The 15,851-nt window shown below is 71.7% G+C and carries 13 protein-coding genes; 9 read left to right on the top strand and 4 right to left on the bottom strand.

Translation table 11 applies throughout. The features are described 5' to 3' along the window. Positions 1-143: 143 nt before the first annotated feature. Positions 144-2,291 carry a SpoIIE family protein phosphatase gene (locus tag AQJ54_RS21835; protein ID WP_062239915.1) on the top strand — a complete coding sequence of 716 codons (2,148 nt, stop codon included), beginning with the start codon at positions 144-146 and terminating at the stop codon, positions 2,289-2,291. Positions 2,292-2,640: 349 nt separating this feature from the next. Here the strand turns inward: AQJ54_RS21835 and AQJ54_RS21840 are convergent, their stop codons facing one another. Then, on the bottom strand, positions 2,641-4,050 hold the full coding sequence (locus tag AQJ54_RS21840) for a S1 family peptidase (protein ID WP_062239917.1): 1,410 nt from the start codon (positions 4,048-4,050) through the stop codon (positions 2,641-2,643). A gap of 201 nt (positions 4,051-4,251) precedes the next feature. Here AQJ54_RS21840 and AQJ54_RS21845 point away from each other — a divergent pair, with 201 nt between their 5' ends. The 5 genes from AQJ54_RS21845 to AQJ54_RS21865 all read left to right on the top strand — a co-directional run bounded on the left by AQJ54_RS21845 (position 4,252) and on the right by AQJ54_RS21865 (position 11,282). Continuing rightward, complete coding sequence (locus tag AQJ54_RS21845; protein ID WP_062020327.1) at positions 4,252-4,665, top strand: PaaI family thioesterase; 414 nt, start codon at positions 4,252-4,254, stop codon at positions 4,663-4,665. A gap of 450 nt (positions 4,666-5,115) precedes the next feature. Beyond that, positions 5,116-5,331 carry a hypothetical protein gene (locus AQJ54_RS21850; protein ID WP_062239920.1) on the top strand — a complete coding sequence of 72 codons (216 nt, stop codon included), beginning with the start codon at positions 5,116-5,118 and terminating at the stop codon, positions 5,329-5,331. A 110-nt stretch (positions 5,332-5,441) separates the two neighbouring features. Next, positions 5,442-6,248: an HlyD family efflux transporter periplasmic adaptor subunit gene (locus AQJ54_RS21855; protein WP_062239922.1), complete on the top strand. Its 807-nt coding sequence runs from the start codon at positions 5,442-5,444 to the stop codon at positions 6,246-6,248. Beyond that, positions 6,245-8,467 (top strand): NHLP family bacteriocin export ABC transporter peptidase/permease/ATPase subunit, encoded by a 2,223-nt coding sequence (locus tag AQJ54_RS21860; protein ID WP_062239925.1) that lies wholly within the window; start codon positions 6,245-6,247, stop codon positions 8,465-8,467. The genes AQJ54_RS21855 and AQJ54_RS21860 overlap by 4 nt, the downstream gene beginning before the upstream one ends. Before the next feature lies 1 nt (position 8,468). Further along, on the top strand, positions 8,469-11,282 hold the full coding sequence (locus AQJ54_RS21865) for an NHLP bacteriocin export ABC transporter permease/ATPase subunit (RefSeq protein WP_062239928.1): 2,814 nt from the start codon (positions 8,469-8,471) through the stop codon (positions 11,280-11,282). 4 nt (positions 11,283-11,286) lie between these two features. Here the strand turns inward: AQJ54_RS21865 and AQJ54_RS21870 are convergent, their stop codons facing one another. Beyond that, complete coding sequence (locus tag AQJ54_RS21870; protein ID WP_062020335.1) at positions 11,287-11,796, bottom strand: SRPBCC family protein; 510 nt, start codon at positions 11,794-11,796, stop codon at positions 11,287-11,289. A gap of 6 nt (positions 11,797-11,802) precedes the next feature. Further along, positions 11,803-12,147 carry an ArsR/SmtB family transcription factor gene (locus AQJ54_RS21875; RefSeq protein ID WP_062239931.1) on the bottom strand — a complete coding sequence of 115 codons (345 nt, stop codon included), beginning with the start codon at positions 12,145-12,147 and terminating at the stop codon, positions 11,803-11,805. A 170-nt stretch (positions 12,148-12,317) separates the two neighbouring features. Here AQJ54_RS21875 and AQJ54_RS21880 point away from each other — a divergent pair, with 170 nt between their 5' ends. From AQJ54_RS21880 to AQJ54_RS46165, 3 genes are all read left to right on the top strand, one after another. Beyond that, positions 12,318-13,820, top strand: coding sequence for an MFS transporter (locus tag AQJ54_RS21880; protein WP_062239934.1), 1,503 nt, complete (start codon positions 12,318-12,320; stop codon positions 13,818-13,820). Positions 13,821-14,011: 191 nt separating this feature from the next. Continuing rightward, on the top strand, positions 14,012-15,019 hold the full coding sequence (locus AQJ54_RS21885) for a Ppx/GppA family phosphatase (RefSeq protein WP_062240503.1): 1,008 nt from the start codon (positions 14,012-14,014) through the stop codon (positions 15,017-15,019). A 27-nt stretch (positions 15,020-15,046) separates the two neighbouring features. After that, complete coding sequence (locus AQJ54_RS46165) at positions 15,047-15,217, top strand: hypothetical protein (RefSeq protein ID WP_169808243.1); 171 nt, start codon at positions 15,047-15,049, stop codon at positions 15,215-15,217. Position 15,218: 1 nt separating this feature from the next. Here the strand turns inward: AQJ54_RS46165 and AQJ54_RS21890 are convergent, their stop codons facing one another. Continuing rightward, positions 15,219-15,827 carry a flavodoxin family protein gene (locus tag AQJ54_RS21890; protein ID WP_062239936.1) on the bottom strand — a complete coding sequence of 203 codons (609 nt, stop codon included), beginning with the start codon at positions 15,825-15,827 and terminating at the stop codon, positions 15,219-15,221. Between the last annotated feature and the right edge of the window lie 24 nt (positions 15,828-15,851).

The raw sequence follows: 15,851 nt of genomic DNA on the forward strand, positions 1-15,851 counted from the left end.
CCTCGCCGTCGCAGGGGCACCCGTGTGCCCGCACGCGTGCGGTTCGCCGTGCGGGACGTGCCGGGAGGGGGGAGATTTGATCCTTGGGAGCCCGGCTCGCGACAGCGGCCCGCGCCCCCTCGGGACGCGCCCCGTGCGAGGAGGTGGTCGGCGTGTCCGACGGACATACGTCGGCCCCGGCGCCGGCGAGCGCCCGGACCCGCGTGGGACGCCCCCTGCTCTCCCTGGCGCTCGCGTCGATGATGGACGAGGTCCACGCCCACTCCGGCGCTGTCTATCTGCTGGCCGCCGACCAACCGGTGCTGGAGATGGCGGTGATGGCGGGCCTGCCCCGGGCGTTCGCGGCCCCCTGGGAGCGGGTGGGGCTGAGCGCGCCGATCCCGGTGGCCGAGGCGGCGCGGGAGCGGCGGCTGGTGTGGGTCGGCGGCGAAGAGGAGATGGCCCGCCGCTTCCCCCGGATCGCGGTGGTGCTGCCGTATCCCTTCGCGCTGGCCGCGGTGCCGGTGGCGACCCCGTCCAAGGTGTACGGCGCGGTCTTCGTGACCTGGCCCGGTGCGCACCCGCCGGACCTGTCCGACCGGGAGCGGGACCATCTGCTCGCGGCCTGCGGGCGGCTCGCGGTGCGGCTGGAGCGGGCGGTGGAGGACAGCGTGCCGCCGCACGCCGAACCGGATCTGCTGGGGGTGCCGCCGGTCGGCGGCCCGGCCGGGACGCTGGGCACGGTGGAGGCCGCACGGATGGTGGCCCGGTTGCCGTACGGGCTGTGCTCGCTCGATCTGCACGGGCGGGTGTCCTTCGCCACCGCGGCGGCGGCCGAGCTGATCGGTGTGCCGGTCTCCCAGCTGCTGGGCTCGCAGCTGTGGGCGGCGGTGCCCTGGCTCAACGACCCGGTCTACGAGGACCGTTACCGGGCCGCGCTGCTCAGTCAGCACAGCACGTCGTTCGTGGCGCTGCGGCCGCCAGGGGACTGGCTCTCGTTCCGGCTGTACCCGAGCACGACCGGACTGAGCGTGCGGATCACCCGGGCCAGGGCGGTGGCGGAGATGAACCGGTCCGGCCCGCGGCCCGGCGACTCACCGGCCCGGCTGGTGACGATCTCGCAGGTGCTGAGCCTGGCCGGGGCGCTGACCGAGGCGGTGGGCGTGCAGGACGTGGTGCAGCTGGTGGCGGACGAGATCGCTCCGGCGGTGGGCAGCCAGGCGCTGGTCCTGCTCGGCTCCCGGGCCGGGCGGCTGCATGTGCTGGGGCACCGCGGATACTCCGACGCGCGGATCGTGGAGCGGTTCGACGGGATGCCGCTGACCGAACCGACACCGGGCACCCAGGCCCTGACCACCGGTGTGCCCGCGTTCTTCGACTCCCGTGAGCAGCTGGAGCGCCTGTACCCGGGGCGGCAGGCCACCCCCGACGGGTTCGCCGCCTGGGCGTATCTGCCGCTGATCGCCTCCGGACGGCCCGTGGGCACCTGTGTGCTGGCCTACGCGGAACGGCACCCCTTCCCCGCGGACGAGCGGGCGGTGCTGACCAGTCTGGGCGGGCTGATCGCCCAGGCCCTGGAGCGGGCCGTGCTGTACGACGCCAAGCACCAGCTGGCGCACGGCCTCCAGGCGGCCCTGCTGCCGCACACCCTGCCCGTGCTGCCCGGCATCGAGGCGGCGGCCCGCTATCTGCCGGCGACCCAGGGCATGGACATCGGCGGGGACTTCTACGACCTCGTGCCGGTGCACGGCAAGGCGGCCGCGGTGATCGGGGACGTGCAGGGGCACAACGTGACGGCGGCCGGGCTGATGGGGCAGATCCGGACCGCGGTACGGGCGTACACGACCGTCGGCCAGACGCCGGAGGAGGTCATGCGCTCCACCAACCGGCTGCTCATCGACCTCGGTGCGGACCTGTTCGCCAGCTGTCTGTACCTGGGGCTGGATCCGCAACGGGGGCGGGCGGTCATGGCGCGGGCGGGGCATCCGCCGCCGCTGCTCCGGCGGCCGGACGGCCGGGTGCGGGTGCTGGACCTGGCCGGTGGGCCCCTGCTGGGGGTCGACGGCGCGGCCGCCTATCCGACGACCGATGTGGAGCTGACCCCGGGCTGTGTCCTCGCCCTCTACACCGACGGTCTGATCGAGGCGCCCGGCGTCGACATCGAGGACGCGCTCGCGGAGCTGGGCGGGCAGCTTGCCGAGACGGGTGACCGTCCGCTCGACGAACTCGCCGACGAACTGGTCCACCGTGGCGCGGCGGCACGGGAGCGGAGCGACGACGTGGCGCTGCTGTTGCTGCGGGCGGACGACTGACGGGCCCGCGCCCGACGGGGCGGCTGACGGATCCGGACGCTCAACGTATGGGACGGCTTACGGCCCCGGACCACCACCGCACGGGACGGCTGACGGACCAGGACCCTCACCCCACGGGACGGCTGACGGGCCCTCACCCCACGGGGGGGGGCGGTCCCGTCCGCGGAATCACGCGACGGTCCGGCCCTCCCGCCGGAGGGCCGGACCGTCGCACCTCCCGGGCCGGGAACCGCGCTGTGGCCGGGAGGTGTTCGTACTGGCCGGCGTCGGCAGCGGACAGGTGGGTGTGGGGGGACCGCTGCCGACGCGGCCGGTTCGGGGTGAGGTGCGGTGGGACGGTGGGGCGGGATCAGTTGTGGGACTGGCCCGCATCGCCGGTGCCGTTACCGGCGTCCTGACCGTTACCGGCGTCCTGGCCATTGCCGGCGTCCTGACCGTTGCCCGTGTCCTGGCCGCCGATCACGTCACCGCCGGCCTGCTCGCCGCCGACTTCCTGGCCCGCGCCGGCCTCGTCACCCGGGCTCGCGCTCGCGTCGCCGCCGGCACCGGCCTCCTGGCCCGCACCCGCCTCGTCGCCGGCACCGGCCCCGGCGTCCCCGCCGCCGGCCTGGTCGCCGCCCGCGCCGCCGGCCGCGTCACCGGCGCCGAGCGTGGCGCCGACCGCCTGGAGAGCGGTGGTCACCGGCTGGAAGAAGGTCTCGCCGCCGACCGTGCAGTCGCCGCTGCCGCCGGAGGTCAGACCGATGGCGGAGCCGTCCTGGGTGAACAGCGAGCCGCCGCTGTCGCCGGGCTCGGCGCAGACGTTCGTCTGTATGAGGCCGGTGACGGTGCCCTCGGGGTAGTTCACGGTGGCGTCGAGTGCGAGGACCTGGCCGTCGGCGAGTCCGGTGGTGGAGCCCATCCGGAAGACCTGGGAGCCGACCTCGGCGTCCGCGGCCTGCTGGATCGCGACGGTCTGGCCGCCGCCGACGTTGACCTCGCTGGGCGCCTGCGTCGCCGGGTCGTCGTACTTGACGAGCGCGAAGTCGCCGTTGCCGGGGAAGGTGGCCTGGTCGACGGTGGCGATCGGCTGGCCGGTCTCGGAGTCCGACCACTGCTCGGCCGCGACCCCGCAGTGACCGGCCGTCAGGAAGGCGGGGCTGCCGTCGCCCGCGGTGACGTTGAAGCCGAGCGAGCAGCGGGCACCGCCGCCGAAGATCGCGTCACCGCCGGAGACGAAGGTCTTGAAGGTGCCGGCCGACTTCTTGATGGTGGCCATGTCGGAGCCGAGGCTCTTCACGGTCGACTCGAGGGTGTTCCACTTGGCACCGGTGACCGTGCTGTCGGCGGTGACCAGGATCTTGTTCGTCCTGGGGTCGACGGCCCAGGACGTGCCCGGGATGGTCGCCCTGTCCTTCAGGGTCTTCGCGCCGGCCGCCAGCTCGGTGAGGCTGTTGTCGACCACGCGGACCTTGGCGCCGGCCTGCTTCGCCTGGACGACGACACTGGTGTTGCCGGCGGTGACGTTCACGACGAGCTGCCGGCTGTCGGCGTCGTAGTAGGACCCGGCGAAGGCGTCGCCCAGCAGCTTCTGGAGTTGCGAGGCGAGGTCCGAGGCGTCCGTCGCCTTCAGCGGCTTCGGCGCGACGGCCGCCGCGTCGTTGGACGAGCCGTCCTGGGACGCGTTGGCGTTGGGCAGCAGAATCGCGGCCGCTCCGAGCGCCACGACGGTGCCTGCCGCGAACGCGGCCTTGCGCTTCGGAATTCGCTTGTGACTCAAACTTCTCGACCTCCTGGGGGACCGGAGTCTGTACCGCCGTACGGCAGTTGTTCTGTTCGGGACGCCTGGATGGCCATGGGTACGGGCGGTGCGCGCGGTGCGTTCAATGCCGTTTCTTTACGCCTGGATTGCCATGCCGATTCGGCCACGGGCGATACCGCGCGGGTTGTGTGCCGGCTGTGGGCGGGAAGAATCCCCCATATGACGATGACGCCCGCCGAAGCCGACAAGGTCCTCGCCGACAATTTCGCCCCGTGGGTCCTCGATCTCGGCCTGACGGTCGAGTCGCTCGGCGACGACCGCGCGGTTCTGCGACTTCCCTGGTCACAGAGACTGGCCCGGGAGGGCGGTGGGCTCAGTGGCCAGGCGCTGATGGCCGCCGCCGACACCGCGACCGTGATCGCGGTGTCGGCGGCCCGCGGCGCCTTCGTGCCGATGACGACGGTGCAGCAGTCCACGAGCTTCCAACGGGCGGTGACGGGTTCGGATGTCCTGATCACGGCGGTCCTCACCAAGCTGGGCCGCCGCATGGCGTTCGCCGACATCACGCTGACGGATTCCGCGTCCGGTGACCTCGCGGCAAGGGCGAGCACGGTCTACGCACTGATGGGCTGACACGCTCAGCGAGCGGGCGACTGCGGTCCGTTGTGCGGAGCGCCTCGAATCCTCCCTTCAGCGAATCTGCACATCGAATGCGCAACCGGACCACCGCGGGCGGAAGTTCTGCACAATCGCGCGCCGCCGCTCATGACATTGGCGAGGAGTGTCGCATTCGCCTCGTGGCCGACAAGGGCCCGTACACAGGACCGCAACATCACATGTGAAGAAGTGGGCACCAAGGCGTGCGCAATTCTGCACGGATGAAGGCTTCTGTGACTCAAGTTCCCTGGTGAGACGGGTGGTTGATTGGAAGGGCACAGCGGCGGCGTGCTTTGATCCATCGCACCGCAAGGCAGTCGGGGCTCCCGGAAACGGGATTCGGCGCCATGCGAATGCGGCCGTCATCTGTCCCCCAGAGGGGGCCGCTCCCCCCTTGTGAATACCCATACGAAGGGAAGTTCCATCATGAACTCCACCCCCCAGGTTGAGACCGTCGAGATCTCCGACGCGGACCTCGACAACGTCTCCGGCGGCCTGCAGCTGAACGCCCTCGGCACCGTCACCGGCCTGGTGGACGGCGTCGCCCCGGTTTCCGGCCTGGTCAACACGGCCGTCAGCACCGTCGAGGGTGTGACCGGCCTGAACACCGCCCCGGTCACCGGCCTGGTCGCCGGCCTCTGATCGCACTTCCTGCGATCTGATCACACTCTTGTGGTCGACCCGTCCCGGACCGCAAACCGGCGGTTCCGGGACTTTCGGGTGCTCGCCATCTCGAGGTGAGGGATAGTCGCGTGCAGTTCCGCCAACAGGCCCTCGCCAAGCTCCAGTCGCCGGAGGAACTCGACCTTCCGGTGCGTTTCGCCCGTCCGCAGGGCTGGCTCGTGATGGCCGTGACGGTGGTGGTGATCGCCGCCGCATCCGTGTGGGCGGTGACCGGCTCGGTCGCCTCCACGGTGAGCGCACCCGCCATCCTCACCCACGGGCAGGGCAGTTACATCCTCCAGAGCCCCGTCGCCGGGCAGGTCACCCAGGTGATCGCCGAGGAGGGCGTCCGGCTGCCCGCGAACTCCCCGGTGCTCAAGGTCCGTACCGCCGACGGGGACACCGTCGTGCGCACGGTCGCCGCCGGCCGGATCACCGCGCTCGCGGCCACCATCGGGCAGATCATCTCGACCGGCGCGAACGTCGCCGCCGTGGAGAAGGTCGCCCACGCCGACGATCCGATGTACGCCACCGTGTACGTGCCCACGGAGAACGCGGCCTCCATACCCGAGGACGCGGCCGTGGACCTGACCGTGTCCTCGGTGCCCACCCAGGAGTACGGCGTGCTGCGCGGCCATGTGAAGTCGGTGGACCGCTCGGCCCAGTCGGCGCAGCAGATCGCCGCGTTCCTCGGGGACAGCCAGCTCGGCGAGCAGTTCACCAAGGACGGCCGCCCCGTCGCGGTCCTGGTGAAGCTGGACAAGTCGAAGGGCACGAAGAGCGGTTACCGGTGGTCGTCCGCGGACGGTCCCCCCTTCGCCCTCACCTCGATGACCGTGGCCTCGGGTTCGATCCGGCTGGCCGATCAGCGCCCCGTCGATTGGCTGCTGCCGTGAGCACCGCACAGGAGACCCGCGGCAGGCGCCGCTCCGCCCCGCCCAAACGCCCGGTCCCCACGGGGAAGTCGAAGACGGTCCGTACACCCACCGTTCTCCAGATGGAGGCCGTGGAGTGCGGTGCCGCCTCCCTCGCGATGGTCCTCGGCCACTACGGCAGGCACGTCCCGCTGGAGGAGCTGCGGATCGCCTGCGGAGTCTCCCGGGACGGCTCGCGCGCCAGCAACCTCCTCAAGGCGGCCCGCAGTTACGGTCTGACGGCCAAGGGCATGCAGATGGACACGGCCGCCCTCGCCGAGGTGAAGACCCCGGCCGTGCTGTTCTGGGAGTTCAACCACTACGTCGTCTACGACGGCATGGGCCGCCGGTTCGGCCGCCGCGGGGTGTACATCAACGACCCCGGCAAGGGCCGTCGTTTCGTCCCCATGGAGGACTTCGACGGCAGCTTCACCGGTGTCGTCCTGGTGATGGAGCCCGGCGAGGGCTTCACCAAGGGCGGTCGCAAGCCCGGTGTGCTGGGCGCGATGCCGGCCCGGCTGCGCGGTACCGCGGGCACCATGCCGGCCGCGGTCCTCGCGAGCCTGCTGCTGGTCCTCGTCGGCGCCGCCACCCCCGCGCTCTCCCGCACCTACATCGACCTGTTCCTGATCGGCGGGCAGACCTCGCTGCTCGGCACGCTGTTCGCGTCGATGGGTGCCTGCGTGTCCCTCACCCTCGCCCTGACCTGGCTCCAGCAGGCGAACCTGCTGCACGGCCGGATCATCTCCTCGACCCTGTCCAGCGCCCGCTTCCTGCGCCACCTGCTGCGCCTGCCGGTGACGTTCTTCTCCCAGCGCAGCCCCGCCGACCTGGTGCAGCGGCTCCAGTCCAACGACCAGGTGGCCGAGACCCTGGCCCGCGACCTCGCGGCGGCGGGCGTGGACGCGGTGGTCGTCGTCCTGTACGCGGTCCTCCTGTACACCTACGATCCGCAGCTCACCTTCGTCGGCATCGGCGTGGCCCTGCTGAACGTGGTGGCGATGCGGATCGTGATCCGGCTGCGGGCCACGCGTACCGCCAAGCTGCGTGCCGACAGCGCCCGGCTCACCAACACCGCCTACACCGGGCTCCAGTTGATCGAGACGATGAAGGCGACGGGCGGCGAGGACGGCTACTTCCGCAAGTGGGCCGGACAGCACGCCACGACCCTGGAGGAGCAGCAGAAGCTCGGGGTGCCGAGCGCCTGGCTGGGGGTGGTGGCGCCGATGCTGGCCACCTTCAACAGCGCGCTCATCCTGTGGATCGGGGGCATGAGGGCCGTGGAGGGCGGTATCTCGGTCGGTCTGCTGGTCGCCTTCCAGGCCCTGGTCACGCGGTTCACCGCGCCGATCACCCGCCTGAACGGCGTGGCGGGCCGCATCCAGGACTTCGCGGCGGACGTGGCCCGGCTGAAGGACGTGGAGAACTTCAAGGCCGACCCGCTCTACGGCCGCCCCGGCGCCGGCGAGTCGACGCGCCGCCTGCACGGTCACGTCGAGCTCCAGAACATCACCTTCGGCTACAACCCGCTCGACAAGCCGCTGCTGACCGGGTTCGACCTGACCGTCGGTCCGGGACAGCAGGTGGCCCTGGTGGGCGGCTCGGGCAGCGGCAAGTCGACCGTGTCGCGGCTGATCTCCGGCCTGTACGCGCCCTGGGAGGGCGTGATCCGCATCGACGGGCAGCGCCTGGACGACATCCCGCGCGGCGCGCTCGCCTCCTCGGTGTCCTTCGTCGACCAGGACGTGTTTCTCTTCGAGGGGTCGGTGCGCGACAACGTGGCGCTGTGGGACCCGTCGATCCCGGACGACGCCGTGGTGGACGCGCTCAGGGACGCGGCCCTGTACGACGTGGTCGTGCGGCGGCCCGGGGGCATCCACAGCAGGGTCGAGCAGGACGGGCGCAACTTCTCCGGCGGTCAGCGCCAACGCCTGGAGATCGCGCGGGCGTTGGTGCGCCGGCCCAGCATCCTGGTCCTCGACGAGGTGACCAGCGCGCTGGACGCGGAGACCGAGCTGGTAGTCATGGACAACCTGCGTCGGCGCGGCTGCGCCTGTGTGGTGATCGCGCACCGGCTCAGCACCGTGCGCGACAGCGACGAGATCGTCGTGCTCCAGCACGGCACGATCGTGGAGCGCGGGCGGCACGAGGAGCTGGTGGCGCGCGGCGGCGCGTACGCGGCGCTGGTCAAGGAACGGTGAGATGACGACCGCACACGAAGGGGACGTGGTCCTCGGCGCCCTCGGCCGGATGGGCACGCGCATCGACTGCGCCGGCTTCAGCCGTATCGATCTCGAGGGCCCGCAGGTGCTGTGGCTGGTCGTGTCGGGCGCGGTGGACCTGTTCGCGGTGGACGCCGAACAGCAGGGCCATTGGCACCACCTGGGCCGTCTGGAGCCGGGCGCGCTGCTGCTCGGGCCGGTGGCGGGCCCGCAGCACACCCTGGTCGCGCGCCCGCTGCGGGACTGCGTGGTGCACCGCATCGGCCTGCGCGAGCTGTACGAACCGGCACACACCCAGACCTGGTCGTACGACGAGTACGGCAACCCCCAGTACGTGCCCCCGACGACGAGCCCGCTGGAGTACGCCCTCGCGCTCGGCGTCGGCCGGAGCCTGTCCATCCTCTTCCAGGCGCCGCTGGCCGACGAGCGGGCCGCCGCCCCGACCGACGACGACGTGTTCTGGATGCAGGTCCCGCCGGGCAGTGTTCAGTACGGCTCGCTCTACGGCGCCGACGCGGCGGCCGACCTGCTGATGGACCCGGCGGTGTGGCAGTCCATGGTCGACCAGCAGTACCGGCTGCTGACCACGCTGGACCGCTGGATCGAGCAGTTGGAGCGCACCCACGAGACTCGGACGGCCGCCGGCATCAAGGCCGGTGAGGCGGTTCGCGCGCAGGCCGACCGGACCCTGCTGGCGTCCATCGGCCGGTCCAAGCGGCGGGCGACGGCCGCCGACGCGGACGCGAGTTACGCGGCGTGCAGGCTGGTCGCCGACGCGGCCGGGATCACCCTCGCCGAGAACGGCCACAGCGGCACCGAGAGCGACCGTCTCGACCCGGTCGAGCGGATCGCTCTCGCCTCCCGCGTCCGCATCAGATCCGTGCGCCTGGACGGCAGTTGGTGGCGGGACGACGTGGGTCCGCTGGTGGGTCACCGGGCTCTGTCGGGTGCGCCGGTGGCGCTGCTGTGGCGGCGCGGCGGCTATGTGGCCGTGCATCCGGCGACCGGGCGTGAGACGCCGATCGAGAAGGACAACGCCGAGGAGTTCGAGCCGCGCGCGGTGATGTTCTACCGCCCGCTGCCCGACCGGAAGCTCAGCCCGCTCGGGCTGGTGCGGTTCAGCATGCGCGGCACCGGCGGCGATGTGACGAACCTGCTGCTCAGCGGTCTGGTGACGGTGGCGATCGGCGCGCTGGTCCCGATCGCCACCGGCAAGGTGCTCGGCGAGTTCGTGCCGAAGGCGCAGACCGGGCTGATCGTGCAGGTGTGTCTGGCCGTGATGGTCAGCGGTGTGGTGACGGCGGCCTTCATGCTGCTCCAGAACCTCACCATGCTCCGCCTGGAGGGCCGTATCGAGGCGACCCTCCAGCCGGCCGTCTGGGACCGGCTGCTGCGGCTGCCGACGAAGTTCTTCACCGAGCGCTCGACCGGTGAACTGGCCAGTCAGGCCATGGGAATCAGCTCGATCCGCCGGATGATGGCGGGCATCGGCCCCACGGTCGCCCAGTCGGTGACGGTCGGCGCCATGAATCTGGGCCTGCTGTTCTGGTACAGCGTGCCGATGGCGATGGCAGCGATCGCCATGCTCGTCGTGATCGCGGCCGGCTTCCTCGGTCTCGGGCTGTGGCAGGTGCGCTGGCAGCGGCGGTTGGTCGTGCTCGGCAACAAGCTCAACAACCAGGCCTTCCAGACCCTGCGGGGGCTGCCCAAGCTCCGGGTGGCGGCGGCCGAGAACTACGCCTACGCCGCCTGGGCCTCGGAGTTCGCCCGCAGCCGTGAGCTCCAGCAGAAGGTCGGCCGGATCAAGAACCTGACCACGGTGCTGGGTTCGGTGTATCTGCCGCTGTGCACCCTGCTGATGTTCATGCTGCTGGCGGGCCCGGCACGGGGCTCGATGTCGGCGGCCGCGTTCCTCACCTTCAACACCTCGGTGACCATGCTGCTGACCGCGGTCACCTCGCTCACCGGCGCCTTCGTCTCGGCGGTGGCCGCGCTCCCGCTGTTCGAGGAGATCAAGCCGGTCCTGGAGGCGCAGCCGGAGGTGCGCACCGCGAGCACCCGGCCGGGTCCGCTCACCGGGGCGCTGGAGGCCCGCCGGCTCTCCTTCCGCTACTCCGACGACGGCCCGCTGATCCTCGACGACGTGTCCTTCGAGATCCGGCCGGGCGAGTTCGTGGCGGTCGTCGGCCCGAGCGGCTGCGGCAAGTCGACCCTGCTCCGGCTGCTGATCGGCTTCGACCGCCCGCTGTCCGGGAGTGTCCTGTACGACGGCCAGGACCTGGCCGCCCTCGACCAGTCGGCGGTGCGCCGGCAGTGCGGGGTCGTCCTCCAGCACGCCCAGCCGTTCACCGGGTCGATCCTGGACGTCATCTGCGGCACCGAGCCGTACACGCCGGAGGAGGCGATGGCGGCGGCCGCGATGGCGGGGCTCGCGGAGGACATCCAGCGGATGCCGATGGGGCTGCACACCATCGTCTCGGGCAGCGGGGCGATCTCCGGCGGCCAGCGCCAACGGCTCATGATCGCCCAGGCGTTGATCCGGCGGCCCCGGATCCTCTTCTTCGACGAGGCGACCAGCGCCCTGGACAACGACACCCAGCGCACGGTCATCGAGTCCACGAAGGCCCTCAACGCGACCCGGATCGTCATCGCCCACCGGCTGTCCACGGTGCTGGACGCGGACCGTGTGATCGTGATGGAGAACGGCAAGGTCGCCCAGCAGGGCCCGCCCGCGCAGCTGCTCGCGGACACGGGCGGTCGTCTGCACGAGCTGGTGCGGCGGCAGATGGCCTGAGGGCTCAGTCCGTCCCGGGCACCGGGGCGCCGGAGGGGACCCCGGCGTCGACGTACGCCTCGTAGAGGTCCTTCCACGGCCGGTTCCCGGGGTGTTCGCCGCGGGCGTGGGCGTCGAGGGCGGCCAGGCAGACCTCCCAGCCGGCGCCGTTGCGGGCGGCGGTGTCGGCTGCGACGAGGACGTTGGTGAGCGTGAAGCGGGTCCGCTTCTCGTCGAGTTCCTCCAGGTCGAAGTGGAGTTCGTCGCCGCCCCACTCGAAGGAGAGGTGCCGGGGCTCGTCGACGGCGAGGACGCGGCCGGTGGAGTCCGGCATGTGCGGGTCGCCGCTGAAGCGGATGGTGCCGCCGGGACGCAGCTCGATCTCGGCGCGGGACGGGAACCAGTGGGCGAGTTCGTCGGCGTCGGTCACGAACCGCCAGACGCGGTCGGCGGGGTGGTCGTAGGTGCGGCTGAAGCGGACGGCGGGGCGGCCGTCGTCCAGGGTCAGGTAGCTGCCGGTGAGGTCTGCGGCCATGGTGGATCAGTCCTTCGGGGCGGGGTCCTCGGGGGTGTCCGGCGCCGTCTCGTCCAGACGGCTGCCGAGCGCGTCCAGGCTGCGGTTCCAGAGCTCGCGGTAGGGGGCGAGCCAGATGTCCAGTCGGGCGATGGGGGCCGGGTCCAGGGCGTAGACACGCCGTTGCGCTTCCTGGCGCACCCGGACCAGACCCGCCTCCCTGAGCACCTTCAGATGCTTGGAGGTGCTCGGCTGGCTCAGTCCGCAGGCCTCCACGATCTCCCCGACGGGCCGGGGCCGCTCCAGGAGCAGCGCGACGATGGCCCGCCGGTGGGGGTCGGCGAGGGCGGTCCAGAGCGCGGGGTCGGACATGTGTCCAATATGCCTCGCCAGTTATATGCCGGTCAAGGAATACGCGTGACCGCCGTCACCCCCAGCGAAACGTTGCCGTTTCGCTGAGACTGGACTAATCTCGATGTGTACGAAACCGTTTCGTTTACGGATCGGTAACGCCCCGTCGACCTTCCCTGGAGTGCTGTCCCATGTCCGAGAAGACCCTGACCGAGAGCAGCAGGGAGAGCGCCGTCGACGCGCAGCCCGAAGCCTCGGCCAAGCGGTGGTGGATTCTCGCCGTCATCGCCCTCGCCCAGCTGATGGTGGTCCTCGACGCGACCATCGTGAACATCGCGCTGCCCTCGGCCCAGGCCGACCTCGGCTTCTCCGACGGCAACCGGCAGTGGATCGTCACCGCCTACGCGCTCGCGTTCGCCTCGCTCCTGCTGCTCGGCGGCCGGATCGCCGACCTCTTCGGCCGCAAGACGGCGTTCCTCGTCGGAGTCGCCGGCTTCGCCGCCGTCTCCGCGCTCGGCGGCGCCGCCACCAACTTCGAGATGCTGGTCACCGCCCGTGCCCTCCAGGGTGCCTTCGGCGCACTCCTGGCGCCGGCCGCGCTCTCCCTGCTCAACACGACGTTCACCGACGCCCGCGAGAAGGCCAAGGCGTTCAGCGTCTACGGCGCCATCGCCGGCGCCGGCGGTGCCGTGGGCCTGCTGCTCGGCGGCCTGCTGACCGATGCCCTGGACTGGCGCTGGACGCTCTACGTCAACGTCGTCATCGCCGTGTTCGCCTTCGCGGGCGGCTGGATCCTGCTGCACAACCACCGGGACGCCGCCAACTCCAAGCTCGACGTCCCCGGCACCCTGCTGGTCGCGGCCGGACTGTTCTCCCTGGTCTACGGCTTCTCCAACGCCGAGACGCACGACTGGAACTCGCCCGAGACCTGGGGCTTCCTGATCGCGGGCGGGGTGCTGCTGACCGCCTTCGCCTGGTGGCAGACCCGCGCCGCGCATCCGCTGCTGCCGCTGCGCATCCTGCTCGACCGCAACCGCGCCGCCTCCTTCCTGGCCGTGCTGATCTCCGGCGGCGGCATGTTCGGTGTCTTCCTCTTCCTCACGTACTACCTCCAGCTGAACCTGGGCTTCAGCCCCACCAAGACCGGCGTGGCGTTCCTGCCGATGGTGGCCGCGCTGATGGTCGCGGCCCAGGTCAGCACCACCAAGCTGGTCCCCCGGATCGGCCCCAAGGCGATCATCCCGCTCGGCTTCGCGATCGCCGCGGTCGGCATGGCCTGGCTCACCGGCATCGGTGTCGGCTCCAGCTATGCGTCCGCCGTGCTGCCGCAGCTGATCGTCACCGGTTTCGGCCTCGGTCTGGTCATGCCGCCCGCCATGCAGCTGGCCACCGGCGGGGTCGCGGCCGAGGACGCGGGAGTCGCCTCCGCCACGGTCAACGCCATGCAGCAGGTGGGCGGTTCGATCGGCACGGCGCTGCTGAACACGCTGGCCGCGAGCGCCGCCACCGACTACCTCGTCGGCAAGGACCCGAGGAACAAGCTGGTCCAGGCCCACGCCACGATCGAGAGCTACACCACCGCCTTCTGGTGGTCGGCGGGTCTGTTCGCCGCCGGTGCGGTGATCGCCTTCCTGCTCTTCCGGCGGGGAGTGCCGGAGCAGGACGCGAGCGCCGCTCCCGTCGTGCACATGTAGCCGCCTGCACAAGTAGTCGCTCCGCACGGAGCCGCACGAAGGGCCGCCGTCAGCAGGGAGACGGCGGCCCTTCCCGTTGCCGTGGCGGTCGACCGGGCCGGCGCACGCACCGTAGGGCCCCTGTGGCTCACAGCGACGCCGGAATGGCCGCCGAGCGTTGGAGGAGGCTCGGGATGGGTACCCACAGGGCCATGCGAATAAGCGTGGTGGATGTGGGTTCCAATACGGTCCGTCTGGTGGTGGCGGACGCCCAGGACGGCGTGCCGCTTCCGGTGCACACGGCGAAGTGGCGGCTCAGGCTGTCCGACGACGTGCGGCCGGGCGGGCCGGTGCCGCAGGAGGCCGTGGAACGGCTGGTGAAGGCGGTCGAGGAGGCGGACCGGACCGCGGCGAGATGGGGCGCGGCCGGGCCGCTGGCCTTCGCGACCGCCGTCGTGCGGGCGGCGCCCAACCGTCAGGAGGTGCTGCGTACGGTACGGCAGCGCACCGGCGTCGGGCTGTACACCCTGCCCGGCGAGGTGGAGGCCGAACTCACCTTCCTCGGGGCGCGGCGCTGGATGGGCTGGCGGGCCGGGCCGCTCGCCCTGATGGACATCGGCGGCGGCTCGTTCGAGGTCGCCTTCGGGCGCGGCCGGATGCCGGACTTCGTGGCCTCGCTGCCGCTGGGCGCGGGACGGCTGACCCATGAGTTCTTCGAGGGCCAGGACCCGCCGCCCGCCGAGCTGGTGCGGGCGCTGCGCCGCAAGGTCCGCCATCAGCTGCGGGACGTGGCGGCGCGGATCCGTTGGGAGGGCCCGCGCACCGCGGTGGCCACCTCACGGACCTTCCAGCAGCTGGGACGGCTGTGCGGGGCTCCGGCGGGACGCCACGGCCCGTTCGTGGAACGTCAGTTGCGCCGCTCCGACCTGCGCGAGGCCGTGGCCGCTCTGGCCGCGCTGCCCTCCTCGCAGCGGGCCGAACTGCCCGGCATCTCCGCCCCACGAGCCCTCCAGAGCCTGGCGGGCGCGGTGATCGGGCACACGGCGATGAAGCTCACCGGCCTGGAGACCGTCACGATCTGCCCCTGGGCGATCCGTGAGGGGGTGCTGCTGCGACACATCGAGGACGGCCCGTCCTGGTGGGCCGAGATCGCCCGCCGCAACGAGGAGCCCGCTGCCCCGGACCCGGTGCCGCTGCGCATCGCGGCCGCCACCCGCTGAACGGAAACCGACAGGAAGGAGACACCCGTGTCCGAGAAGAGGCAGAAGCCGGACACCGCCCTCGACGAGGTCGTCCGCGAGGTCGAGGACGCCGAGAAGCGCACCCGCGAGTCCGACGGCAAGCGCGGGCACCGGGGCGAGGCCGGGGACGCCCTCACCCCCAACACCCGCGCGCAGGAGGAGTCCGAGGGCGAGTGACCTACTCCGGCGGCGCGCCCAGCGGGCGCGCTGCCAGCGCGCTCGCCACGCCGTACAGGTTGGCGGCCATGGCCCGGCCCGTCCGGTGCGACCAGGCGCGGCCGCGTTCGTCGTCCAGGTAGTCGGGGCCCGGCCCCGGACCGAGGTGCCAGTACGTCCACGCCTGGCCGGGCACGGTGTAGCCGATGTCGGCGAGCGCCCCCGAGATCTCGCTGATCACATGGTGCGCCCCGTCCTCGTTGCCGGTGACGACCACCCCCGCGACCCGGTTGTAGGCGACCGGGCGGCCCTCGTCGTCGGTCTCGGAGAGCATCGCGTCCATCCGCTCCAGCACCCGCTGGGCCACGGAGGAAGGCCGGCCGAGCCAGGTCGGCGAGGCGACGACCAGGATCTGCGCGTCCAGCAGCTTGGCGTGCACGAGCGGCCAGGCGTCACCCTCCCGCACGGGTTCGCTGACCACGCCCGGCTCGATGGTCAGGTCGACGGCGCGTACGACCTCCACGTCCACGCCGTCCTTCTCCAACTGTTCGACGACCACGCCCGCCAGCGCCTCGGTGTTGGACGGGTCGGGCGACCTCTTCAGGGTGCAGTTGAGCACGAGTGCCTTCATGCCGCCTCGGAGTACCCCCGAGGG

The organism is Streptomyces griseorubiginosus, assembly GCF_001514195.1.
Taxonomy (GTDB): Bacteria; Actinomycetota; Actinomycetes; order Streptomycetales; family Streptomycetaceae; genus Streptomyces; species Streptomyces griseorubiginosus.

Coding starts and splice junctions, on each gene's coding strand:
- AQJ54_RS21845 (WP_062020327.1), top strand. CDS start 4,252: ATGACGATGACGCCCGCCGAAGCCGACAAGGTCCTCGCCGACAATTTC.
- AQJ54_RS21850 (WP_062239920.1), top strand. CDS start 5,116: ATGAACTCCACCCCCCAGGTTGAGACCGTCGAGATCTCCGACGCGGAC.
- AQJ54_RS21865 (WP_062239928.1), top strand. CDS start 8,469: ATGACGACCGCACACGAAGGGGACGTGGTCCTCGGCGCCCTCGGCCGG.
- AQJ54_RS21870 (WP_062020335.1), bottom strand. CDS start 11,796: ATGGCCGCAGACCTCACCGGCAGCTACCTGACCCTGGACGACGGCCGC.
- AQJ54_RS21875 (WP_062239931.1), bottom strand. CDS start 12,147: ATGTCCGACCCCGCGCTCTGGACCGCCCTCGCCGACCCCCACCGGCGG.
- AQJ54_RS21880 (WP_062239934.1), top strand. CDS start 12,318: ATGTCCGAGAAGACCCTGACCGAGAGCAGCAGGGAGAGCGCCGTCGAC.
- AQJ54_RS21885 (WP_062240503.1), top strand. CDS start 14,012: ATGCGAATAAGCGTGGTGGATGTGGGTTCCAATACGGTCCGTCTGGTG.
- AQJ54_RS21890 (WP_062239936.1), bottom strand. CDS start 15,827: ATGAAGGCACTCGTGCTCAACTGCACCCTGAAGAGGTCGCCCGACCCG.